This window comes from Micromonospora sp. WMMD975 (assembly GCF_029581215.1).
Lineage (GTDB): Bacteria > Actinomycetota > Actinomycetes > Mycobacteriales > Micromonosporaceae > Micromonospora.
Genome location: NZ_CP120739.1, coordinates 3,863,715 through 3,884,298 on the forward strand (window position 1 = coordinate 3,863,715; position 20,584 = coordinate 3,884,298).

General features: G+C 74.8%; 24 protein-coding genes. 3 read left to right on the forward strand and 21 right to left on the reverse strand.

The features are described from left to right. Positions 1–27 precede the first annotated feature (27 nt). Both O7613_RS16655 and O7613_RS16660 read right to left on the reverse strand, forming a co-directional pair. Positions 28–1,299, reverse strand: coding sequence for a low temperature requirement protein A (locus O7613_RS16655; RefSeq protein WP_281590190.1), 1,272 nt, complete (start codon positions 1,297–1,299; stop codon positions 28–30). Between the two features lie 102 nt (positions 1,300–1,401). Then, complete coding sequence (locus O7613_RS16660; RefSeq protein WP_281587485.1) at positions 1,402–2,853, reverse strand: PLP-dependent aminotransferase family protein; 1,452 nt, start codon at positions 2,851–2,853, stop codon at positions 1,402–1,404. 59 nt (positions 2,854–2,912) lie between these two features. Between O7613_RS16660 and O7613_RS16665 the strand changes: the two genes are divergently transcribed. Together O7613_RS16665 and O7613_RS16670 are read left to right on the forward strand one after the other, a co-directional pair. After that, positions 2,913–3,545 (forward strand): hypothetical protein, encoded by a 633-nt coding sequence (locus O7613_RS16665; RefSeq protein ID WP_281587484.1) that lies wholly within the window; start codon positions 2,913–2,915, stop codon positions 3,543–3,545. A gap of 117 nt (positions 3,546–3,662) precedes the next feature. Beyond that, positions 3,663–4,124, forward strand: coding sequence for a hypothetical protein (locus tag O7613_RS16670; protein ID WP_281587483.1), 462 nt, complete (start codon positions 3,663–3,665; stop codon positions 4,122–4,124). 54 nt (positions 4,125–4,178) lie between these two features. Here O7613_RS16670 and hisF read toward each other — a convergent pair whose 3' ends face one another. The 12 genes from hisF to hisD all read right to left on the reverse strand — a co-directional run bounded on the left by hisF (position 4,179) and on the right by hisD (position 12,553). Continuing rightward, entirely contained in the window at positions 4,179–4,946 is a 768-nt protein-coding gene (gene hisF / locus O7613_RS16675; RefSeq protein ID WP_282289252.1) for an imidazole glycerol phosphate synthase subunit HisF, read from the reverse strand. Between the two features lie 68 nt (positions 4,947–5,014). Further along, on the reverse strand, positions 5,015–6,016 hold the full coding sequence (locus O7613_RS16680) for an NADP-dependent oxidoreductase (RefSeq protein ID WP_281587481.1): 1,002 nt from the start codon (positions 6,014–6,016) through the stop codon (positions 5,015–5,017). After that, complete coding sequence (locus tag O7613_RS16685; protein ID WP_281590188.1) at positions 6,013–6,438, reverse strand: organic hydroperoxide resistance protein; 426 nt, start codon at positions 6,436–6,438, stop codon at positions 6,013–6,015. Before O7613_RS16685 ends, O7613_RS16680 begins: the two co-directional genes overlap by 4 nt. A 2-nt stretch (positions 6,439–6,440) precedes the next feature. Continuing rightward, positions 6,441–6,887 carry a MarR family transcriptional regulator gene (locus O7613_RS16690; protein WP_281587480.1) on the reverse strand — a complete coding sequence of 149 codons (447 nt, stop codon included), beginning with the start codon at positions 6,885–6,887 and terminating at the stop codon, positions 6,441–6,443. 223 nt (positions 6,888–7,110) lie between these two features. Next, positions 7,111–7,581: a RidA family protein gene (locus O7613_RS16695; RefSeq protein WP_282289253.1), complete on the reverse strand. Its 471-nt coding sequence runs from the start codon at positions 7,579–7,581 to the stop codon at positions 7,111–7,113. Next, entirely contained in the window at positions 7,578–8,306 is a 729-nt protein-coding gene (gene priA / locus O7613_RS16700; RefSeq protein ID WP_281587478.1) for a bifunctional 1-(5-phosphoribosyl)-5-((5-phosphoribosylamino)methylideneamino)imidazole-4-carboxamide isomerase/phosphoribosylanthranilate isomerase PriA, read from the reverse strand. The genes O7613_RS16695 and priA overlap by 4 nt, the downstream gene beginning before the upstream one ends. Before the next feature lie 19 nt (positions 8,307–8,325). Further along, positions 8,326–8,646, reverse strand: a complete 321-nt coding sequence (locus O7613_RS16705; protein ID WP_281587477.1) for a hypothetical protein — start codon at positions 8,644–8,646, stop codon at positions 8,326–8,328. Continuing rightward, positions 8,639–9,265 carry an imidazole glycerol phosphate synthase subunit HisH gene (gene hisH, locus O7613_RS16710; RefSeq protein ID WP_281587476.1) on the reverse strand — a complete coding sequence of 209 codons (627 nt, stop codon included), beginning with the start codon at positions 9,263–9,265 and terminating at the stop codon, positions 8,639–8,641. The genes O7613_RS16705 and hisH overlap by 8 nt, the downstream gene beginning before the upstream one ends. Further along, complete coding sequence (locus tag O7613_RS16715) at positions 9,265–9,432, reverse strand: hypothetical protein (protein WP_282289254.1); 168 nt, start codon at positions 9,430–9,432, stop codon at positions 9,265–9,267. The genes hisH and O7613_RS16715 overlap by 1 nt, the downstream gene beginning before the upstream one ends. Positions 9,433–9,552: 120 nt before the next feature. After that, positions 9,553–10,164, reverse strand: a complete 612-nt coding sequence (hisB, locus tag O7613_RS16720; protein WP_281587474.1) for an imidazoleglycerol-phosphate dehydratase HisB — start codon at positions 10,162–10,164, stop codon at positions 9,553–9,555. Continuing rightward, entirely contained in the window at positions 10,161–11,234 is a 1,074-nt protein-coding gene (locus O7613_RS16725) for a histidinol-phosphate transaminase (RefSeq protein WP_282289255.1), read from the reverse strand. The genes hisB and O7613_RS16725 overlap by 4 nt, the downstream gene beginning before the upstream one ends. Further along, positions 11,231–12,553 carry a histidinol dehydrogenase gene (gene hisD, locus O7613_RS16730; RefSeq protein ID WP_281587472.1) on the reverse strand — a complete coding sequence of 441 codons (1,323 nt, stop codon included), beginning with the start codon at positions 12,551–12,553 and terminating at the stop codon, positions 11,231–11,233. The genes O7613_RS16725 and hisD overlap by 4 nt, the downstream gene beginning before the upstream one ends. Positions 12,554–12,660: 107 nt before the next feature. Here hisD and O7613_RS16735 point away from each other — a divergent pair, with 107 nt between their 5' ends. Next, entirely contained in the window at positions 12,661–13,365 is a 705-nt protein-coding gene (locus O7613_RS16735) for an LON peptidase substrate-binding domain-containing protein (protein WP_281587471.1), read from the forward strand. On the opposite strand, the gene O7613_RS16740 is transcribed toward O7613_RS16735, so the two are convergent. The 7 genes from O7613_RS16740 to O7613_RS16770 form a co-directional block, all read right to left on the reverse strand. Beyond that, positions 13,331–14,218, reverse strand: coding sequence for a DUF2567 domain-containing protein (locus O7613_RS16740; RefSeq protein ID WP_348775377.1), 888 nt, complete (start codon positions 14,216–14,218; stop codon positions 13,331–13,333). The two genes, O7613_RS16735 and O7613_RS16740, sit on opposite strands and share 35 nt — an antisense overlap. Before the next feature lie 49 nt (positions 14,219–14,267). Next, positions 14,268–15,788 (reverse strand): ATPase, encoded by a 1,521-nt coding sequence (locus O7613_RS16745; RefSeq protein WP_282289256.1) that lies wholly within the window; start codon positions 15,786–15,788, stop codon positions 14,268–14,270. 142 nt (positions 15,789–15,930) lie between these two features. Next, a complete protein-coding gene (locus O7613_RS16750) occupies positions 15,931–16,806 on the reverse strand; it encodes a hypothetical protein (protein ID WP_282289257.1) in 876 nt (291 codons plus the stop codon). A gap of 2 nt (positions 16,807–16,808) precedes the next feature. After that, the gene (locus O7613_RS16755; protein ID WP_281587467.1) at positions 16,809–17,753 is read right to left on the reverse strand and encodes an RluA family pseudouridine synthase; all 945 of its coding nucleotides are present in this window, start codon (positions 17,751–17,753) and stop codon (positions 16,809–16,811) included. Next, complete coding sequence (gene lspA, locus O7613_RS16760) at positions 17,750–18,352, reverse strand: signal peptidase II (protein WP_282289258.1); 603 nt, start codon at positions 18,350–18,352, stop codon at positions 17,750–17,752. The genes O7613_RS16755 and lspA overlap by 4 nt, the downstream gene beginning before the upstream one ends. A gap of 67 nt (positions 18,353–18,419) precedes the next feature. After that, positions 18,420–18,839, reverse strand: coding sequence for a TraR/DksA family transcriptional regulator (locus O7613_RS16765; RefSeq protein WP_281587465.1), 420 nt, complete (start codon positions 18,837–18,839; stop codon positions 18,420–18,422). 218 nt (positions 18,840–19,057) lie between these two features. Beyond that, a complete protein-coding gene (locus tag O7613_RS16770) occupies positions 19,058–20,563 on the reverse strand; it encodes a potassium/proton antiporter (RefSeq protein ID WP_281587464.1) in 1,506 nt (501 codons plus the stop codon). Positions 20,564–20,584: the final 21 nt, after the last annotated feature.

Below are 20,584 nucleotides of genomic sequence, written 5' to 3' on the forward strand. Positions count from 1 at the left end.
ACGGCCGGCGCGCGACGGCGCCGGTCGTCACAGGTGCCGCTGCCGCCACCGGCTCTGCTCGGCCTCGGCGGCGAGCTGCTCCTCCAGGGCGAGCCGGCGCACCCGCCGCCGGCGGCCGTCCTCGCTGCGGGTCTCCCAGGCCACGCCGGCGCCGGTGAGCACCCACAGCACGCCGAGCGCGACCACCTCCGGGATCCGGAACGCGAACGGGCCGGCCGCGGCGAGCGCCGCCACGGTGACCAGCAGCGGCAGGTGCACCTCGCCCACCGTCAGCCACCAGCACCCGGCGATGCTGAGCAGGTAGAGCGCGACGCCACCGAAGATGACGCCGCCCCAGAAGCCGCCGAGCGGCCAGCCCCAGTCCGGGGTCGGCGGGTCGGCGACCTCGGTCAGCAGGTCCTTCAGGCCGAGCGCGTAGAGGATGATGCCGGTGACCATCGGCAGGTGCAGGAAGGTGTAGACCGCGCGGGCCAGCCGCAGCCGGGCGGCCTGGTCCCGAGCGTGGTGCAGCGCCTGTTCCAGCGCGAACGCCAGCGTGTCGAAGTAGACCCACCAGAGCGCCGCCACGATCAGGATGCCGAGCAGCGCGGCCACCGCCACCGGCCCGGTCAGCGGCAGCCCGCGTTTCGGGCCGAGCCCCAGCGCGATGATCGATTCGCCGAGCGCGACGAGCACCATCAGCGCGTGCCGTTCCGCCCAGTGCCCGGCCGAGACCACCACCCACCAGCGTCGGGCCAGGGTGGACCCGACCACGTACTCGACAAGCACGGCGAGCGTCCAGAGCGCCAGTTGCAACCCCACCGCGAACCGCTCCTGCGGCAGCCGGGCCGGCACCGTGCCGGCGACCAGCAGCAGCGCGGTGGCCACGGCCGGGACCGAGGCACGCAGGAGGAACCGTTGACGGCGGACCGGGTCGGCGCGGTCGACCCAGCCGAAGACGGTGAGCTGGGCCACCCGGATCACGAAGTAGCAGCCGGCGAAGACGAGCGGGCCGGGCAGCCCGCCGGGACGGTCCACGAACGCGCCGGGGACGCTGAGCACCAGCAGGAACGTCGCCGCCACGGTGACGAAGCCGACGAGCGGCAGCACGCCCTGGTCGGCGCGGATCGCGTTGCCCATCCGGGCGAAGCCGGTCCACGACCACCAGAGCAGCGCCAGCACCAGCAGGAAGCGGTAGAGGTTGACCGGGGTGAGTTCGGAGGCGGTGAGCGTGGTGACGCTGAGGAACGCGAAGACGAAGACCAGGTCGTAGAAGAGTTCCAGCCGGGTGGTCCGGGAACCGGGCGCGCCGGCCCGCACGGCGCGCGACGACCGGACACCGGCGGAGTCTCCCACCCGGGCAGTCTGCGGGCACCTCCCGAGCCGATGGTCCCGTTCCACCGATCCCCACCGGAACGGGCGTCAGGCGATGACGCTCGGCTCCCGCCACTGCGGGCGACCGGCCCGGTCCAGGTCGTAGCGGACCGCGGCGAGCCGCCCGACCGCCTCCACCAGCTCGGTGGCGGGCAGGGTGAAGGGCAGCCGGAGGAACCGCTCCAGCGTCCCGTCCAGCCCGAACCGGGGGCCGGGCGCCAGCCGTACGCCGACCTCCTCGGCGGCCCGGGCCAGCGCGCTGGAGATCGGGCCGTCCAGCTCGGCCCAGAGCGTGACGCCGCCGCGCGGGACGGTGACCCGCCAGTCGGGCAGGCGGTCGGCGAGCGCGGCGACCAGGGCGTCCCGTTGGGCGGCGAGCTGCGCGCGGCGGGCCGCGACGATGGTCGGGGCCTGGGTGAGCAGGTGCACCGCGACGAGCTGGTCAAGCACCGGGCTGGCCATGTCCACCCCGACCCGGGCAGCGGCCAGCCGCTGCACCTGGGGTGCGGAGGCGCGCACCCAGCCGATCCGCAGTCCACCCCAGTAGGGTTTGCTCATCCCGCCGATGCTGATCACCCGGGAGTGCCTGTCGAAGACCGCCACCGGCGGCGGCAGCGGCGTGCCGTCGAGCGGCAGGTCGACGAAGGACTCGTCGACCACCAGGTCGGTGCCGGCCGCGTGGGCCGCGCCGACCAGCCGCTCCCGCAGGTCGGCCGCCATCAGGTGGCCGGTCGGGTTGTGGAACTCCGGAATCACGTACGCGAGCTTCGGCCGGGTCTGCCGGAGACTGCCGAACAGCAGGTCGGCGTCCCAGCCGTCGTCGGAGAGCCCGTGGGTGGTGATCCGGGCCCGCCGGGCGGCGAGCGCGGCGAGCGCGTTGGGGTAGGTGGGCGACTCGACGAGCACCGCGCCGCCGGGCGACAGGGCCAGGCGCAGCACCAGGTCGAGCGCGTGCTGGGTGCCGCTGGTGACCATGATCTGCTCGGGGCTGGTGGCCAGCCCGCGCTCGGTGTACCCGCGGGCCACCGCCTCGCGCAGCTCGATGATGCCGGTCGGGTGGTAGCCGGCGCCGCCGAGGTAGCGGGGCAGGTCCTCGGCCGCCGCCCGGGCGGCGGGGACGAGCTGCGGCGGGGCGGACAGCGCGGCCACACCGAGGTCGATCATCTCCCGGTCGTCGAGCGGCGTCCACAGGCCGGTGCTGGCCACCCGGTGGGTGCCGGGCAGCATGGTCCAGCTCCCGGCACCGCGCCGGCTGGCCAGGTGGCCGGTCTCCCGCAGTTCGCGGTACGCGGCCGTGACGGTGGTCCGGCTGATCCGTAACGCTTCCGCCAGTTCCCGTTCAGCCGGCAGGCGGATCCCGAGCGGGAGGCGGGCGTCTGCCAGCAGACCACGGACGGCGGCGGCCAGCGCCACGTAGTCGGGGCTGCGGCGGCGGCCCGGCAGGGCGTGCCACTGACCGAGCAACCGCGCCAATTGGGCACCGCGCACCTGGCTGGTCATGGCCACACCTCCGGAATTGGCCTCTTCAGCTTCATCAATTGGCACCTAGGGTGGCATGCATGGCACAGCTTGGCAATCTCCGGCACCGGCCAGTGCGGCGGCTCACCCAGCTCTACGCCGGCCTGGCCGTCTACGGGGTCAGCATGGCGCTGATGATCCGTTCCGAACTCGGACTCGACCCGTGGGACGTGTTCCACCAGGGGCTCGCCCGGCAGACCGGCCTCTCCTTCGGCACCGTCACCATCGCCGTCGGCGCCGTGGTGCTGCTGCTCTGGATCCCGCTGCGGCAGCGGCCCGGTCTCGGCACGATCAGCAACGTCGTGGTGGTCGGGCTGGTCGTCGACGCCACCCTGGTCGTGCTGCCACCGGGCGAGGGCCTGCCGGCGCGCGCCGCGCTGCTGGTCACCGGCATCGTCGCCAACGGCGCCGCCACCGGGCTCTACCTCGGCGCCGGCCTCGGCCCCGGGCCACGCGACGGCCTGATGACCGGCCTCACCGCCCGCCACCCCCGCCTGTCGCTCCGGCTGGTCCGGACCGCCATCGAGGTGACCGTGCTGGGCCTCGGCTGGCTGCTCGGCGGGACGGTCGGCCTCGGCACCGTGGCCTACGCGCTTGCCATCGGGCCGCTCGCCCAACTGTTCATCCCGATCTTCGCGATGCCACCCCGCCCGGTCGCCGCCTACGCTGCGTGAGCAACACCCGGCCCACCGCCACCGCGCGCGCCCGCTTCAACGGCTCTGAGCTGCAACGACGCGCGCCGGCGAAAACCGGGTGTTTCCTCCGGCGTCGCGGGCGGGCATCATGCGTGCATGGGGGAGAACGGATGGCGTTGGAGCGACGCCTGGATCTTCGTCGCGTTGGTCATCGCGAGCGGCGCCGGCCGGCACCGCCGGGCCGCCGCCACACGCCGCCCCGAGGGGGTACGCCTCACCGACGTCCTCTCCACCGCCGACCACCTCAACCAGGCCATCCCGGAACGGCACGAGGTCGAGGGGGCCGTCCGCCGGCTCGTCGGGGCCGGCCTGGTCAGCGTCTCCGACGGCTGGTTCCGGGTCACCCCGGACGGTGAACGGCTGTGGCGCACCCGGCCCAGCGCCGGGCTGGGCACCACCGTCGACACCGTGCAGGGCGTGCTGACCCGCCGGCACCCGCCCGGCGAGTCCGAGTGGCAGCTCGACGAGGACGACCACGCGGCGGCCGTGCAGGAATATGTGGTCCGTTCCATCCCGATGCCGCGCCGGTCCCCCGAGGGACGCTCCGGCCGGCCCTGACCGCCGGCCGCCGGACACCTCGGCCCGGGCGCTGGCGCGTGGCCTCGGACCGGGTCAGCGCACCGGGTGCCCGGCGCCGCGCAGCGCGTCCTTGACCTCGCCGACGGTCAGCTCGCCGAAGTGGAAGACGCTGGCGGCGAGCACCGCGTCGGCGCCCGCGCCGACGGCCGGCGGGAAGTGCGCCACCGCGCCCGCGCCACCGCTGGCGATCACCGGCACGTCGACCACGCCGCGCACCGCCTGGATCAGCGGCAGGTCGAAGCCGGCCTTGGTGCCGTCGGCGTCCATCGAGTTGAGCAGGATCTCGCCCGCGCCCAGCTCGGCGCCGCGCGCGGCCCACTCGACCGCGTCCAGGCCGGTGCCCCGCCGCCCGCCGTGCGTGGTCACCTCGAAACCGCTCGGTGCGACCCCCGCCGGGGCGCGCCGCACATCGAGCGAGAGCACCAGCACCTGCCGGCCGAACCGGTCGGCGATCTCGGCGATCAGCTCCGGCCGGGCGATCGCCGCGGTGTTCACCCCGACCTTGTCCGCCCCGGCCCGCAGCAGCGTGTCCACGTCCTCGACGCGGCGGATGCCGCCGCCCACGGTGAGCGGGATGAAGACCGACTCGGCGGTGCGCCGGACCACGTCGAGCATGGTGCCGCGGTCGCTCGACGACGCCGTCACGTCGAGGAACGTCAGCTCGTCCGCGCCGGCCCGGTCGTACGCCGCCGCCAGCTCCACCGGGTCGCCGGCGTCGCGCAGGTCGACGAAGTTGACACCCTTGACCACCCGCCCGGCGTCCACGTCCAGACACGGGATGACCCGTACCGCCACCGTCATGCCCGAAAGCCTAGCCAACGCGGCGGCGGCCGGCCGGTGCGGCCGGGCACCGCCGCCGCGCGTGCCGGTCAGAGGCGGACGAGCATCTTGCCGAGGTTCTCGCCGCGCAGCAGGCCGAGGAACGCCTCCGGCGCCTGCTCGATGCCGTCGACCACGGTCTCGTCGTAGGAGAGCCGGCCCTCCCGCAACCAGCCGGCCACCTCCTGGACGAACTGTTCGCGCAGGTGGCCGTGGTCACCGACGAGGAAGCCGCGCAGGGTCAGCCGCTTGCCGATCACCAGGGCCAGATTGCGCGGGGCAGCCGGCGGCTCGGCCGAGTTGTACTGGGCGATCATGCCGCAGATCGCCGCCCGGCCGTGCAGGTTCATCGCCCCGATCGCGGCCTCCAGGTGGTCCGAGCCGACGTTGTCGAAGTACACGTCGACACCGTCCGGGGCGGCGGCCTTGAGCTGCTCGTACACCGGCCCGTCGTGGTAGTCGAAGGCCGCGTCGAAACCGAGCGCGGCCAGCCGCTCGACCTTCGCCCGGGAGCCGGCGCTGCCGACCACCCGGCCGGCGCCGCGCAGCTTCGCGATCTGCCCCACCATGCTGCCCACCGCGCCGGCAGCGCCGGAGACGAAGACCGTCTCCCCCGGCTGCATCGCGGCCACGTCGAGCAGACCGGCGTACGCGGTCAGCCCGGTCATGCCGAGCACGCTCAGGTAGGCGCTGACCGGGGCGACCCCGGGATCGACCTTGCGGACCGCCCGGGCGTCGACGAGCGCGTACTCGCGCCAGCCGAGACCGTGCAGCACCACGTCGCCGGGCTTGACCCCGCCGGCCTCGCCGGCCACCACCTCGCCGATCGCGCCGCCGTCGAGCGGGGCGTCGAGCGCGAACGGCGGCACGTACGACTTGGCGTCGTTCATCCGCCCCCGCATGTACGGGTCGACGGACATGAACTGGTTGCGGACCACGACCTGCCCCGGTCCCGGCGTCGGCACATCGGTGGTGACCAGCCGGAAGTTGTCGGCGGTCGGCCAGCCCTCCGGGCGGGACGCCAGATGGATCTCCCGGTTGACGCTGCTCATGCTGCGTCCCGGACGGTCGGCGTGACCTCGATGTTGCCGCGGGTCGCGTTCGAGTAGGGGCAGACCTGGTGGGCCGCCTCGACGAGCTTCTCGGCGGCCGGACGCTCGACCGCGGGCAGGTCCACCACGAGGGTCACGGTCAGGCCGTAGCCGCCACTGCCGTTCGGGCCGATGCCCACCTCGGCCTCGACGACCGAACCCGAGACGTCCGCCTTGGCCTGGCGGGCCACGACGCGCAGCGCGGAGTGGAAGCACGCCGCGTAGCCGGCGGCGAAGAGCTGCTCGGGGTTGGCCGCGCCGCCGGCGCCGCCCATCTCCTTGGGTACGGCGAGATCCAGCTCGACCGTGCCGTCGGAGGTGCGGACGTGGCCGTCGCGGCCGTCGCCGGTGGCCTTGGCGGACGCGGTGTAGAGGACCTGCATGGTCACTGCTCCTTCTGTCGGTGGATCGTCTCGGTGACCCGGGTGAGGGTGTCGCGGAGGCCGATCAGCTCGGTCTCGGTGAGGCCGGTCGCCCGGGCCACCCGCATCGGCACCTCGTCCATCCCTTCCCGCAGGGCCCGGCCCCGGCCGGTGAGGCCCACCTCGACCCGGCGCTCATCGGTCGCCGAGCGGGTGCGCACCACCAGGCCGGCCGCCTCCAGCCGCTTGAGCAGCGGGGAGAGCGTGCCGGAGTCGAGCCGGAGTCGCGCGCCGAGCTCGGAGACCGTGGGGGCGTCGTCGCCGCGCTCCCAGAGCACCAGCAGCACCAGGTACTGCGGGTAGGTCAGGCCGTGCTCGTCGAGGATGGGCCGGTAGACGTCGGTGAGGGCGCGCGACGCCGCGTAGAGGGCGAAGCACACCTGCCGGCGCAGCACCAGATCATCGGTCACGCCAAAACCGTAGCGCGCAATCAAGTTGTGCACAACTTAATCGCGTGGATCCGGGTGCGAGGCCGGTCACGTTCCCGGTCCGGTGCGGCGGAGAAACCAGCGCCAAGAACGCCTTTCGAGCTGATATCAGCAACGACTCGGCAGCGTCGGGGCCGGTGAGTCGTTCGTGACATCAGCTCGAAAGGCGCCGGAAAGCCGACCCTGCCGCCGCGGGCCGAGGAGATCAGCCCTCGGGGAGGTACGCCTCCAACTCCACCTCGACCAGGTGCTCCGGGTCGAGAAGACCGGCCACCACCACCATGGTCGCCACCGGACGCACCGGGCCGAACACCGCGTTGTGCGCCCGACCCACCTCGTCGGTGTAGAGCCGGTCGGTCACGTACATCCGGGTCCGCACCACGTCGCCCGGCTGGGCGCCCACCTCGGCCAGGGCGTCCAGGCCGATCCGGATCGCCTGCGCGGTCTGCGCCGCCGCGTCCCCCACGTGCGCCACCCGGCCGTCCACGGTCGAGGTGCAACCGGCGGTGATCGCCAGCGCGCCGGCCCGGACCACCCGGGAGTAGCCGTAGAGCGCCTCCCACGGGCCGCCCGAGCCGAGCCGGGTCACCACCGCGCCGTCGAGCGGCGGCTCCCCCACGCCGTCGACCGGCGACCGGCCCAGGTCCTCGACCGGCCCGCCCACGTCGGTGGTCACGCGCCGGCCCGCAGCGTGGCCAGCGCCTCGGCGACGGTGAACGCGCCGGCGTACAGCGCCTTGCCGGCGATCACGCCCTCCACGCCGACCGGCTCCAGCGTCGCAAGCGCCCGCAGGTCGTCCAGGGTGGACACCCCGCCGGAGGCGATCACCGGGGCGTCGGTGCGGGCGCACACCTCGCGCAGCAGGTCCAGGTTCGGCCCGCGCATCGTGCCGTCCTTGGTGATGTCGGTCACCACGTACCGCGCGGCGCCGGCGGCGTCCAGCCGGGCCAGCACGTCGTAGAGGTCACCGCCGTCGCGGGTCCAGCCCCGCGCCGAGAGGGTACGACCCCGCACGTCCAGCCCGATCGCCACCCGGTCGCCGTACTCGCCGCAGATCCGGTCGCACCACTCGGGATCCTCGAGCGCGGCGGTGCCGATGTTGACCCGGGCCGCCCCGGTGCCCAACGCCGCCCGCAGCGACCCGTCGTCCCGGATGCCCCCGGACAGTTCCACCTTGACGTCGAGCTTGCCGACCACCTCGGCGAGCAGCTCGGCGTTGGAGCCCCGGCCGAACGCGGCGTCCAGGTCGACCAGGTGGATCCACTCGGCGCCGTCGGACTGCCAGGCGAGGGCCGCCTCCAGCGGGTCGCCGTAGGCGGTCTCGCTGCCGGCGGCGCCCTGCACGAGCCGGACGGCCTGGCCGTCGGCGACGTCCACGGCGGGCAACAGGTCAAGGCTCAACGCTTGTCTCCTCGCATGCTCAACGACGGTCCAACGCGATCACCACGATCGCCGGCAGGACCAACAGCAACAACACGACCAACGCCAGGCGCAGGGCGAGATCGTCGACGAAACTCCAGATGCCGGCCACCGCGACGGCGGTGAGCAGCACGATGGCCGCCCGCTCACCCCGGCTGTGCCGGCGCAGCCGACCGGTGCGACCCCGGCGCAGCCGCGGCGTCAACCGGCGTACCACCGAACGGCGTCGTTCCCGGCGCGCCACCCGGCGGGCCCGGGCGGCGCGCGCCCGCTGCTGGTCGGCCTCGCGGGCGGCCCGGCGGCGGGCTCGCTCCTTACTCAAGTGTGCCCAACCAGTTGCGCAGCAGCGCGGCGCCGGTGTCGGCCGACTTCTCCGGGTGGAACTGGGCCGCGGCGAGGGCGCCCCGCTCCACCCCGGCGACGAAGTCGGCGCCGTGCTCGGCGGTGGTGACCGTCGCGCCGGCGGCGGCCAACCCGGCGGTGTCGGTCACCCCGTAGGAGTGGACGAAGTAGAACCGGGCGTCCGCCGGCAGCCCGGCGAAGAGCACCGAACCCGCCGGCGCGCGCACGGTGTTCCAGCCCATGTGCGGCAGGCGCGGGGCGGGCAGCTTCGTCACCCCGCCCGGCAGCAGCCCGAGGCCCTTGGTCACCACGCCGTGCTCGTCGCCGTGCTCGAAGAGCACCTGCATCCCGACGCAGATGCCCAGCACCGGGCGGCCGGCGGCGACCCGCTCGGCGATGACCGGGCCGGCGCCGAGCGCCTCGATGCCGGCCATGCACGCGGCGTACGCGCCGACACCCGGCACCACCAGGCCGTCGGCGGTCGCGGCGGCGGCCAGGTCGGCGGTGACCGTCACGTCGGCGCCGGCCCGCTCCAGCGCGCGTTCGGCCGAACGCAGGTTGCCCGACCCGTAGTCGAGCACCACCACCCGCCTGCCCATCACGCCTCCCCCGGCAGCAGCCAGAGCACCCCGCCGACGGTGGCCAGCACCGCCAGCAGGCCGGTGACCACCACGGCCGGACCGGCCGCGCCCTGCTTGTGCAGCGACCACGTCCCGCCGACAAGCACCCCGGCCAGGATCAACAGCAGCGTCGGCAACACCTTCATCGGCAGTGCCGTCCTTCATTCGCGACTGCGGGACTCCGCTGCGCTGCGTTCCTCGCGCTCATCAGAGCCGTCCTTCATTCGCGACTGCGGGACTCCGCTGCGCTGCGTTCCTCGCGCTCATCAGAGCGCGCCCTTCGTGGACGGCACCACGCCGGCGCTGCGCGGGTCGATCGCGGTGGCCTCGCGCAGCGCGCGGGAGACGGCCTTGAACTGGGCCTCGACCACGTGGTGCGCGTCCGGGTGGCCGCCCGGCCGGGCCGCCCGCAACACGTCGACGTGCAACGTCACCCGGGCCGCCTGGCCGAACGACTCCCAGATGTGCCGGGTCATGCTGGTCGGGTAGACCGGCCCGATGTACGGCGACAGCGCCGGCTCGTCGTGCACCACGTACGGCCGCCCGGACAGGTCGACCGCGGCCCGGACCAGCACCTCGTCCATCGGGACGGTGGCCGAGCCGTACCGCCGGATGCCGGCCTTGTCGCCGAGCGCCCGGTCGAACGCGGCGCCCAGCGCGAGCGCGGTGTCCTCCATCGTGTGGTGCGCGTCGATCTCCAGGTCGCCGACCGTGTGCACGGTCAGGTCGAAGCCCCCGTGCCGGGCGATCTGGTTGAGCATGTGGTCGTAGAAGCCGACACCGGTCTCGATGTCGGCCTTGCCGGTGCCGTCGAGGTCGATCTCGACGAGCACCTTGGTCTCGTTGGTGACCCGCTCGATCCGGGCGGTGCGGTTCATGACAACTTCTCCATCGCGGACAGAAAGGCGTCGGTCTCGGCCGGGGTCCCGGCGGTCACCCGCAGCCAGCCCGGCAGGCCGACGTCGCGGACCAGCACGCCGGCGTCGAGCAGCGTACGCCAGGCGGCGCCCTGGTCGCCGTCGACGGCGAAGAGCACGAAGTTGGCGTCGCTGTCGGCCACCCGGTGCCCCCGCGCGCGCAGCTCGGCGACGATCCGGTCGCGTTGCTCCATGATCGCGGTGACGGTGCCGAGCAGGGCGTCCCGGTGGGCCAGCGCCGCGCGGGCGGCGGCCTGGGTGAGCGCGGACAGGTGGTAGGGCAGCCGGACCAGTTGCACCGCCGCCACCACCGCCGGGTCGGCGGCCAGGTAGCCCAGCCGGCCGCCGGCGAACCCGAACGCCTTGCTCATGGTGCGGGTGACCATCAGCCGCGGGTGGCCGGGCAGCACGGCGAGCGCGCTGACCGTGCCGGGGCGGGCGAACTCCGCGTACGCCTCGTCCACCACCACCATGCCGGGCGCCTCGTCGAGCACGGCGGCGACGACGGACGGGTCGAGCGCGGTGCCGGTCGGGTTGTTCGGCGAGCAGAGGAAGACCACGTCCGGCCGGTGCCGGCGCACCTGGGCGACCGCGTCGGCGGCGGTCAACCCGAAGTCGGCGTCCCGGTCGGCGGCGACCCAACCGGTGCCGGAGCCGAGCGCCAGCAGCGGATGCATCGAGTAGGCCGGGGTGAAACCGAGCGCGGTGCGCCCCGGCCCGCCGAACGCCTGGAGCAGCTGCTGCTGGATCTCGTTGGAGCCGTTGGCCGCCCACACGTGGTCGACGGTGAGCCCGTGGCCCAGGTAGGCGGCCAGGTCGGCGCGGAGCGCCACGGCGTCCCGGTCCGGGTAGCGGTTGAGGTCGCGCAACTCGGCCGCGACGGCCTTGCCGATCGCCTCGACCACCGGCTCGGGCACCGGGTAGGAATTCTCGTTGGTGTTCAGCCGCACCGGCACGTCGAGCTGCGGCGCGCCGTACGGGGAGCGCCCCCGCAGGTCGTCGCGGATCGGCAGGTCGTCGAGGGTGGTCACGACACGCCTCCGGGGAAACGGACGCTGACCGCCTGGCCGTGCGCCGGCAGGTCCTCGACACCGGCCAGCGTGACCACGTGCGGGGCCACCTCGCGCAGCGCCGCCTCGGTGTATTCGACCAGGTGCACGCCGCGCAGGAAGGACTGCACGGACAGCCCGGAGGAGTGCCGGGCGCAGCCACCGGTGGGCAGCACGTGGTTGGAGCCCGCGCAGTAGTCGCCGAGCGACACCGGCGACCAGGCGCCCACGAAGATCGCACCGGCGTTGCGCACCCGCAACGCCCACTCGCGGGCGTTCTCGGTCTGAATCTCCAGGTGCTCGGCCGCGTACGCGTCGACCACCCGCAGCCCGGCCTCCAGGTCGTCGACCAGGACCACCCCGCTCTGCTCGCCGCGCAGCGCGGTGCCGATCCGCTCGGCGTGCTTGGCGGCCGGCACCTGCCGGGCCAGCTCCGCGTCGACCGCGTCGGCCAGCTCCGTCGACGGGGTGACCAGCACGCTCGCCGCGAGGGGGTCGTGCTCGGCCTGGCTGATCAGGTCGGCGGCCACGTGCGCCGGGTCGGCGGTGTGGTCGGCCAGCACGGCGATCTCGGTCGGGCCGGCCTCGGCGTCGATGCCGACCACGCCGCGCAGCAGCCGCTTGGCGGCGGTGACCCAGATGTTGCCCGGACCGGTGATCAGGTCGACCGGGTCGCAGCGCCGCTCGCCGGCCGGGTCGACAGCGGCGCCGTAGGCGAGCATGGCCACCGCGTGGGCGCCGCCCACCGCGTACACCTCGTCGACGCCGAGCAGCGCGCAGGCGGCCAGGACCCGGCGGTCCGGGAGGCCGTCGTTGTCCTTCTGCGGCGGGCTCACCACCACCAGCGACCGGACGCCGGCCGCCTGGGCCGGGACCACGTTCATCACCACGGTCGACGGATACATCGCCAGGCCGCCGGGGACGTAGAGGCCGACCCGGTCGACCGGCAGCCACCGCTCGGTCACCGTGCCGCCGGCCACCACCCGGGTGGTGTGGTCGGTGCGGCGCTGGTCGGCGTGGACCCGGCGGGCCCGGGTGATCGACTCCAGCAGCGCGGCGCGGACCTGCGGGTCCAGCTCGCTCTCGGCGGCGCGGATCACCTCGACCGGCACCCGCAGATGCTCCGGGGAGATGCCGTCGAACCGCTCGCTGGCCTCCCGGATCGCCGGGTAGCCATGCTCCCGGACCGCCTCGACGAGAGGACGGATCCGCTCGACCGCCACGGAGACGTCGAGCTGGGCACGGGGCAGCAGGCGGCGCGGGTCGCGTGTCCCGCCGCGCAGGTCGATCCGAGTCAGCACGCCTGCGAGTCTAGGCTGCCGCCGGTCGGACCGGCCGGAGCCGCCCGTACGCCGGGACGGTGAGCCGGGACACGCCGGCCGAGCGCGATCGGGATACGCTCGATCACGTGAGCGCACGGCTGCCGGTGTTCCCTCTCGGGACCGTCCTCTTTCCCGGGCTGGTCCTTCCGCTGCACATCTTCGAGGAGCGCTACCAGGCGCTGGTGCGCCACCTGGTGGGCCTGCCCGAGGGCGCGCCACGCGAGTTCGGGGTGGTGGCGATCCAGGCCGGCTGGGAGGTCGCCCCGGCCGGGCCGTCGGGTCGCTCCGGGCCGGCCGGCGGCGACGTCACGTTGCACGAGGTCGGCTGCACCGCCGAGCTGCGGCAGGTCACCGAGCTGGCCGAGGGCGGGTTCGACATCGTCACGGTGGGCCGGCGGCGGTTCCGGATCGCCGAGATCGACGACGCCGCCGAGCCCTACCTCACCGCCGAGGTGGAGTGGCTGCCCGAGCCGGCCGGCCCGGACGAGGTGGCCGACGTGCTGGCGGCCCGGGTGATCTCGGTGTTCCGGCAATATCTCAGCCTGATCCGGCCGGAGCAGGAGGAGATCTCCGAGCAGCTCCCGGAGGATCCGACCGTGCTGTCGCACCTGGTCGCGGCGACCGCCGCGCTGACCGTGGCCGACCGGCAGCGACTGCTCGCCATCGACGACACCCCCGGCCGGCTCCGCGCCGAGTTGCGCCTGCTCAACCGGGAGTCGGCGCTGCTGCGCCAGGTCCGGGCGGTGCCGGTGCCGCTCAGCGAGCTGGCGGGCCCTCCGGCCCCGAACTGACCCCGGGCGCGGACGGCCCGTCGCCGTGGAACCCCGGCGCGGACGGCCCGTCGCCCTGACGTCCCGGTGGGCCACTGAAGCCGGGCGGGGGCGGCCAGGTGCCGCTGAAACCGGGCGGGGGCGGCCAGTCGCCGGGCTCCGGCTCCGGGCGCAGCGACGGCCACCGCGACCAGCCGGCCAGCAACGTGTACGTGACGGCCGCGCCGAACGCCGCGAGCAGCAGGTTGCCGTGCGGCGCCGGCAGCGGGCCGTACCAGTCGACGCCGCCGGCGCGCAGGTCGACCGGCCTGGTGAAGTCGGTCCCCGGCGGCGCGGTCTCCAGCAGCCGCTCGAAGGTGGCCAACCCGATCCGGCGGCCGACCTGCCAGGCCACCACCGCCGCGCCGAGGCCGCCGAGCGTCACCGCGAGCAGGATCACCGGGCCGCGCCGCCACCGCAGCAACATCCACAGGGCGATGGCGGCGAGCACCCCGAAGCCGAGCACGAGAAGGCTGAACCAGCCGTCGGCCGCGATCGGCTGTTCCGGCTGCGGGACGGCGTAGACCGCGCCCCCAGGGGTCTGCCGCACCGGCGTGCCCGGCGCCAGCCACACCCAGAGCAGCCCCAGCGGCACGCCGAGCGCGCTGAGCAGCGCCGTCACGCCGAGCACGGTCGCCACCGCCCGGCCACCACCGCGACGGGTCGCGGGTGCCGCGCCCAGTGTCTCCGGCTCCGTGCCGGGTGTCTCCCGCTCCGCGCCGAATGGCTCCCGCTCCGCGCCCGGATGCCCGGCGAGCGGGTCCGCAGCGGTCGGATGGTCGGCGGCGCCGGGACGGTCGGCGGTCCGCTCGGGATCAGGGGTGTCCGGACTCACCCGGTGATCCTCTCAGGCCCGAGGGCGGCGTGGGTGCGGTGGTCGGCGGTCAGCGCGCGAACGGCTCCAGCATCACCGAGGCGGCCTTGAGCCAGGCGTTGCGCGTCTCCGCCTGGAGCTGGTGGTATTCGATCGAGGAGCCGGTCTCCAGCGCCGGGTCGTAGGGCACCACGGCGACCGCCCGGGTGCGGGTGGCGAAGTGCCGCTCCAGGTCGTCCTGGAGGGAGGTGCGCCCCGGCGTCGGGCAGGAGATCAGCGTGACCGCGTTGTCGGCCAGCTCGCCCATGCCCACCTCGTGCAGCAGGTCGAGCATCCAGTCCGCGCTGAAGGCGGCGTCCTCGCGCGGCACGGTGGTCACCACGAGCTGGTCGGCGGCCTGCATCACGGTGCGCCAGTTCGGGCTCTCCACGTTGTTGCCGGTGTCCACGCAGACCACCTCGTGGGTGCGGCGCAGCAGCTCCAGCACCCGCTTGACGGTGAACTGGTCGAGCCGCTGGGCGAAGCGCGGGCTCTCCTCGCCGGCCAGCACGTCGTACGACCCGTCGGAGGCGTGCCGCAGGTAGTCGTCGAGGTGCGACAGCAGGGTGTTGCCCTCCAGGATCTCGATGTGCGCGAGGTCCTGGACGAGGTGCCGGATGGTGCGGGCGTGCCGGGCGCTGCCGGCGCGCAGGCCGAGGGTGCCCCGCAACTCGTTGTCGTCCCAGGCGAGCACGCCGCGACCGCGCACGCTGCCCACGGTGGCCGCGGCGAGCACGGTGGCGGTGGTCTTGTGCACCCCGCCCTTGGGGTTGGCGAAGGCGAGCACCCGGGGGGTGCCCAGCTCGCGGCGGAGCACGCCGGTCGCCCGCTCCAGCTCCGGATCCTGCTCCGGGGCACGCCACTGCGCCTGCGCCGGCTCGGCCCGGCCCGCCACCGGTCGGCGTGGGGCGGGCGCCACGGGTTGTTCCGGCGCCGGCGGGAGCACCGGTCGGTAGCGTCCCCGGTCCAGCAGGGCGTAGCGGGACTCCGGTGGCGGCGGCGCGGGCCGGTAGCCGCCGTCGAGCAGGGAGTAGCGCGACTCGACCGGGGCCTCGGACCGCCCGCGCGGCTCCGGGTCGGCCCGCCAGGACGGCTCGGCCGGCGACTCCGGGACGTACGACGGATCGGCCCGCCAGGAGGGATCGGCCGGCGACTCGGGGGCGTAGGACGGGTCGGCGCGCCAGGACGCCTCGGCCGGCGGCTCCGGGTCGGTGCGGTAGGCCGGCTCGGCCCGGTAGGCGGGCTCGCCGTCGTAGCGGGGGTCGGCGCGGAAGGCCGGATCGACCCGGAACGTGGCCTCGGCCCGGTAGCCGGGTTCGGCGCCGTACGACCCGTCCGCGGCGCGGCCGACGGCGGCGGCGCGCCCGGTCCAGCCGGTGCCCGCGCCCCGGCGCGGCAGCGGATCAGGGGGCGGCACCTGGTTCTCCTCGACGCGCCGGTCGGCGTCGGTGTGCTCCGCGCCGCGACCGCCGAGCCGGGCCCGGTCGAGCAGCGCCCGCCACCGCGGTGCCGGCTCGCCCTGCCGACCCCAACCGGTCTCGCTGCCGTCCAAGGATTCGCCCTCTCCCCCAGCCCATCGATCTCCGCCTGACAGGCTACGAACGAAACCCTATTCGGACCACTCCCCGCGCCGCACATCGCCCGGTGGGTCTGCTCACCGCGGCGTCCGGCCGGTGGTGGCGTACCCGGATGTCTCAGGAGGTGGGAGCGGGATTGGGCGGCCCGGACCCGGAGGCGGGTGGACGGCCGGCCGGTGAAGGTGCGCTCACTGTCGGTGCGGCTTCCGACGAATCGCCCATTCCACCGACCGGCGCGGGACCGGCATCGGCCGGCGCGGGACCGGCATCGGCCGGCGGGCGGGCCACGTCGCGCTGCTCGGGCAGCGGCGGGGTGAACACCGTGCGATCCAGCCGGGTCACCTCCGGCGCCGGGTCCACCACCCGCACCCCGGGACGCTCGGCGAGCGCACGCAGCGCGGCCGGGACGCCCCGGACCACGGCGGCGTAGAGGCAGGCGCAGCCGGCCCGGTAGCCGGCCGCCTCCCCGGCCGCGACCGCGGCGCCGGTGTCGTACTCCCGGCGACGCCCGGGATCGGCGGTGGCCGACGGGGCGGCGGCGCGGGCGCGGTACTCCGCGGCCTCCCGGTCCTTGCGCGCGGCCACCTCGGCCATCGCGGTGACCGCGTCGTCGGGCAGGCGCAGCACGGCGAGCCGGACGATCTCGGTCTGCCGACCGGGCAGCGGCACCCGCGCCAGGACCGCCGAGACCGGCGTGCCGGCAAGCGTCTCCGCCACCCGGGCCGGCGTCAGGTAGGCCGCGAACGAGACCAGGGCGTAGCCGTCGGGCGCGTCGAGCCGGGCCAGCTCGTCCCCGGCGGCGCGCAGGTACGCCGGGACGGACGCGCCGCCGGCCACCCCGACGCGGGTCACCTCGCCGACCGTCCGGTCCCCCACCGGCCGGTCCCGCCGCTGCGCGACGGCGACCACCAGCACCACCAGCGCGCAGCCGAGGGCGAGCCAGGTCAGCGCCGTGGACCGCGACCGGCGCGGCGGCGTGGTGTCGTCGCTCATGGTCAGTCGCGCAGGATCTCCAACGCCCGGGCCAGGTCGTCCGGGTATTCGCTGACGAAGGTGACCTCGTCGCCGGTGCGCGGGTGCCGGAAGCTCAGCGAGCGGGCGTGCAGCCACTGCCGGGACAGCTTGAGCCGGGCCGACAGGGTCGGGTCGGCGCCGTAGGTCAGGTCACCCACACAGGGGTGCCGCAGCGTCGAGAAGTGCACCCGGATCTGGTGCGTACGCCCGGTCTCCAGCCGCACGTCCAGCAGGCTGGCCGAGGGGAACGCCTCAAGCGTGTCGTAGTGGGTGATGCTCGGCTTGCCACCGGAGACCACCGCCCACCGGTAGTCGTGGTGCGGGTGCCTGTCGATCGGCGCGTCGATGGTGCCGCGCAGCGGGTCCGGGTGCCCCTGCACCACGGCGTGGTAGCGCTTCTCCACCTCGCGTTCCTTGAAGGCCCGCTTCAACGCGGTGTAGGCCAGCTCGCTCTTGGCCACCGCCATCACGCCGGTGGTGCCCACGTCGAGCCGGTGCACCACGCCCTGCCGTTCGGCCGCGCCGCTCGTGGAGATCCGGTGACCGATGCCGGCCAGCCCGCCGATCACGGTCGGGCCGGTCCAGCCGGGGCTCGGGTGCGCGGCCACCCCGACCGGCTTGTCGACCACCACGATGTCGTCGTCGGCGTAGACCACGGTCAGACCGGGGACGGCCTGCGGCACCACGGTCGGCGGGGCGACCGGCGCGGGCAGCGTGACCTCCAGCCAGGCCCCGGCCCGCACCTTGTGCGAGTTGGCCCGGGCCGTGCCGTCGACGAGCGCGTCCCCGGCGTCCACGAGCGCCGCCGCGGCGGTGCGGGACAACCCGAACAGCCGGGACACGGCCTGGTCCAGCCGCATGCCGTCGAGGCCGTCCGGCACGGGCAGGGACCGGTGGTCGCCGCCGGTGGCGTACGCGGCGGTCACGCGCGCTCCCGCTGACCCGCCGGGGCGTCGTCACCGGCCGGTTCGGCGCCGGCCCGGGAGCCGTCGCGCTGCCGGCCGGTCAGTTCCAGGAAGACCGCCAGCACCACGCCGCAGACAAGCGAGCTGTCGGCCAGGTTGAACACCGGCCAGACCTGGCCGTACGGGTCGAACAGGCTGATCATGTCGACCACGTGGCCGACGAAGTGCCCCGGCGCACGGAAGATCCGGTCGGTCAGGTTGCCCAGCGCGCCGCCCAGCACCAGGCCCAGCGACACCGCCCACGGCAGTGAGCGCAGCCGCAGCGCCATCCACCCGATCCACCCGATCACCGCGAAGGTGATCAGCGGGAAGACCCAGGTGTGGTCGGAACCGATGCTCCAGGCGGCGCCGCTGTTGCGGGTGAGCGTGAGATAGACGGCGCCGCCGAGCAGGGACACGGGCTCCCGGCCGGTCAGCTCGCCGAGCGCGAGCTGTTTCGTGCCCAGGTCCGCGAGGAACGAGAGCAGGGAGACGCCGAGCAGCAGGCCGACCGCCCTGCGCCGGGGCGCGCCGGCGTCCGGCTCGGTGGTGCCGGACCCGGCGGGCGGTGCTGCGGTCATCTGCTCCCCATCGACGCTCGCGACGGTGGCGGTCACCGTCTGCCGTTCGGCGGCCGGGGAGCGGACGTCAGCGCCGCTCCGCCAGCTGCTTGCAGCTCACGCAGAGGGTCGCCGACGGGAACGCGGCGAGCCGCTCCACCGGGATCGGGTTGCCGCACCGCTCGCACCAGCCGTAGCCACCCTCGTCGAGGCGCTCCAGCGCGCGCTCGACCTGCGTGATCCGCTCCTTGATGCTGTTGGCGAGAGAGATCTCCTGCTCGCGCTCGAACGTCTTGGTGCCGGTGTCGGCCTGGTCGTCCCCGGCCGAGTCGGTCAGCCGGTCGCGCTGCAGCTCGGTGATCTCGCTCAGCGTCTGATCGTACTCGGCGTTCAGCTCGTCCCGTCGGGCCGCCAGCGCGGCCCGGATCTTCTCGGTCTCGGCCGCGCTGCGGGTGGCCTTCGCCACCGGCTTCTGGCCGGCGGTCCTGGTGTCGGCTGGCTTCGCCATCGTCAGCTCCCTCAGCCGCGTGGCGCGGCGGTCAGCGGTAAGTGGGCAGGGGGCACCGGCGTGTCCCCCGCGAACGGAACGGGCACGCGGCGGCCAGCCGCGCACTCCAGAGGTTGGCAAGAATACGGAACGTACGCCGCGTGCGACAACGTGCCGCACCGTCGCACCGCGTTTCGGCCCCGGACCGCCACAACTGGGGCAAAAGGAACGCTAGCAGATCACCCGGTCCGGTCCTCGCCGTCCTCCCCAAACCACCGGGCCAGGCGACCCCGGCGACTGACCGCCCGCAACCGCCGTTCCGCCTCGTCCCGCACCCCCGCGGTGGCGACGATGAGCAGGCTGTCGCCCACCTTGAGCCGGGTGCCCGCGTCGGGCACGAACCCGGCCCCGTCCCGCAGCACGAGCGTGACCGCGGCGCCGACCGGCAGCCGCAGCTCGTCCACGTGCACCCCGGCCAGCCGGGAGGCGGACGGCACCTCCAACTGGAGCAGGTCGGCCCGCATCCGCTCCAGCGGGGCGGTCTCCAACAGGATCTCCGTCGCCTCCGCCGGCGCGGTCACACCCAACCGGCGGGCGGCCGGGGCCAGCGTGCCGGCCTGGAGCAGCGTGAAGATCACCACCAGCACGAAGACCGCGTCGAAGAGCCGGTCCGCGCCCGGCACCCGCAACGACAGCGGGATGGTGGCCAGCACGATCGGCACCGCGCCGCGCAGCCCGGCCCAGGAGAGGAAGAGCTGCTTGCGCACGGGAACCCGGAACGGCAGCGCGGACACCGCCACCGACAGCGGCCGGGCGAACAGCAGCAGGGCCAGCCCGGTGATCACCGCCGGCACCACCGCCGAGCCCAGCCGGCCCGGCGTGACGAGCAGGCCGAGCAGCACGAACAGGCCGATCTGGGCCAACCACGCCAGCCCGTCGGCGAACCCGAGGATCGCCTGCCGGTGCGGCAGGCGGGAGTTGCCGAGCAGCACCCCGGCCACGTAGACGGCGAGGAAACCCGAGGCGTGCAGCGCCGAGCCGGCCGCGTACGCCAGAACGGTGAAGCCGACCACCGCGATCGGGTAGAGACCCGCCGACGGCAGCGCGGCGCGACGCAACGCGTACCGCCCGGCCAGGCCCGCGACCACCCCGACCGCCGCGCCGACGGCCAGCTCGTAGGCGAGCAGCAACGCTTCGTACCACCAGGGGTGGGCGGCCTCCACCCCGGCCCGGGACAGCAGCAGCACCAACAGGACCACCGGGGCGTCGTTCATCCCGGACTCGGCCTCGAGCGTGGCCACCAGCCGGGGCGGCAGGCGCAGCCGCCGCAGGGTGGCGAAGACCGCCGCGGCGTCGGTCGAGGAGAGCACCGCGCCGTAGAGCAGGGCGAGCCGCCAGTCCAGGCCGAGCAGCACGTGCACCACCACGCCGACGGCCACGATGCTGACCACGACACCGACCGTGGAGAGCACGGCGGCCAGGCCGAGCACCGGACGCAGCAGGCTCCACCGCGCGCTCAGGCCGCCCTCGGCGATGATCACGATGAGCGCGCAGAAACCGAGCATCCGGGTCAGCTCGACGTCGTCGAAACGGATGCCCAGGCCCGCCTCGCCGATCAGCACGCCGAGCGCCAGGTAGACCAGCAGGCTGGGCACGCCGAGCCGGGTGGAGAAGCGCACCGCGCCCACCGCGACCAGCAGCACGGCGGCGCCCACCAGCAGCGCGAGGTTCAGCCCCGGAGTCATCGCGGACCGGCCCGACGCTTC

Excerpts from the sequence above, each read along its gene's own strand:
- O7613_RS16660 (WP_281587485.1), bottom strand. The coding sequence starts at position 2,853 with ATGACCAGCCAGGTGCGCGGTGCCCAATTGGCGCGGTTGCTCGGTCAG.
- O7613_RS16665 (WP_281587484.1), top strand. The coding sequence starts at position 2,913 with ATGGCACAGCTTGGCAATCTCCGGCACCGGCCAGTGCGGCGGCTCACC.
- O7613_RS16670 (WP_281587483.1), top strand. The coding sequence starts at position 3,663 with ATGGGGGAGAACGGATGGCGTTGGAGCGACGCCTGGATCTTCGTCGCG.
- hisF (WP_282289252.1), bottom strand. The coding sequence starts at position 4,946 with ATGACGGTGGCGGTACGGGTCATCCCGTGTCTGGACGTGGACGCCGGG.
- O7613_RS16680 (WP_281587481.1), bottom strand. The coding sequence starts at position 6,016 with ATGAGCAGCGTCAACCGGGAGATCCATCTGGCGTCCCGCCCGGAGGGC.
- O7613_RS16685 (WP_281590188.1), bottom strand. The coding sequence starts at position 6,438 with ATGCAGGTCCTCTACACCGCGTCCGCCAAGGCCACCGGCGACGGCCGC.
- hisH (WP_281587476.1), bottom strand. The coding sequence starts at position 9,265 with ATGGGCAGGCGGGTGGTGGTGCTCGACTACGGGTCGGGCAACCTGCGT.
- O7613_RS16715 (WP_282289254.1), bottom strand. The coding sequence starts at position 9,432 with ATGAAGGTGTTGCCGACGCTGCTGTTGATCCTGGCCGGGGTGCTTGTC.
- hisB (WP_281587474.1), bottom strand. The coding sequence starts at position 10,164 with ATGAACCGCACCGCCCGGATCGAGCGGGTCACCAACGAGACCAAGGTG.
- O7613_RS16750 (WP_282289257.1), bottom strand. The coding sequence starts at position 16,806 with ATGAGCGACGACACCACGCCGCCGCGCCGGTCGCGGTCCACGGCGCTG.
- lspA (WP_282289258.1), bottom strand. The coding sequence starts at position 18,352 with ATGACCGCAGCACCGCCCGCCGGGTCCGGCACCACCGAGCCGGACGCC.
- O7613_RS16765 (WP_281587465.1), bottom strand. The coding sequence starts at position 18,839 with ATGGCGAAGCCAGCCGACACCAGGACCGCCGGCCAGAAGCCGGTGGCG.
- O7613_RS16770 (WP_281587464.1), bottom strand. The coding sequence starts at position 20,563 with ATGACTCCGGGGCTGAACCTCGCGCTGCTGGTGGGCGCCGCCGTGCTG.